Source organism: Neoroseomonas rubea, from assembly GCF_016106015.1.
GTDB classification, from domain to species: Bacteria; Pseudomonadota; Alphaproteobacteria; order Acetobacterales; family Acetobacteraceae; genus Neoroseomonas; species Neoroseomonas rubea.
On the sequence record NZ_JACADQ010000737.1, the window covers coordinates 1 to 619 of the forward strand.

Consider the following 619-nt stretch of genomic DNA (forward strand, 5'->3'; position numbering starts at 1 on the left):
GCCGGGGGCGCGGGGCGCGGCGCGGGCTGGGCGGCGGCAGGCCCGGCCCCGAGCAGCAGGGCCAAGATGGCGGGCGCGTGGCGCATGGTCGTTTCTCCCGTAATGCAGACACCGCAAAGCATGACCCCAGGCACGGCGCGCGCCGAACATTTTCTCGCCCCCGGTGGCGCGGCGACCTACCGGGCGAGGAAGCGTCGCGCGACCTCGGCGGCGACGCGGCCGGTCTCGTCCAGCGGCGCGCGCGCGAACATGGCGGGGTTCTCGTCGAGCGGCCGCGCGGCACCCGCGGCGAACAGGCTCTCGTGCAGGCGGCGGTGGCGCGGGCCGAGACCGCCGGGATCGGCGATGAAGACCGGCGCGCGCGTCGCAAGAGCCTCCGACGCCATGGAGACGGAGTCGCCCGTGACGACGACGGCGTCGGCCCAGGCGAGCAACCCCGCATAGGGGTTCGGCCCGCCATCGCCCCAGCGGTGCAGGCGGTGCGGCACGTCGCGCAGCGCGGCGGCCACCGCATCCTCCGCCGCCCGCCCGGTGCGGCGGGACCCCGTGGCGAGCACGCTGCCCGCGAAGAGCGCGACGCGCGTGGCGATGCGCGCGGCCACATCGGGCGCCATCCCCT

1 protein-coding gene is annotated in these 619 nt (G+C 77.4%); it reads right to left on the reverse strand.

Annotated features, from left to right (window positions below; genetic code table 11):
- Positions 1-176: 176 nt before the first annotated feature.
- Positions 177-619, reverse strand: a 443-nt coding sequence (locus HW577_RS26135) for an ELM1/GtrOC1 family putative glycosyltransferase (RefSeq protein WP_198378978.1), incomplete at its 5' end; no start/stop codon positions are given.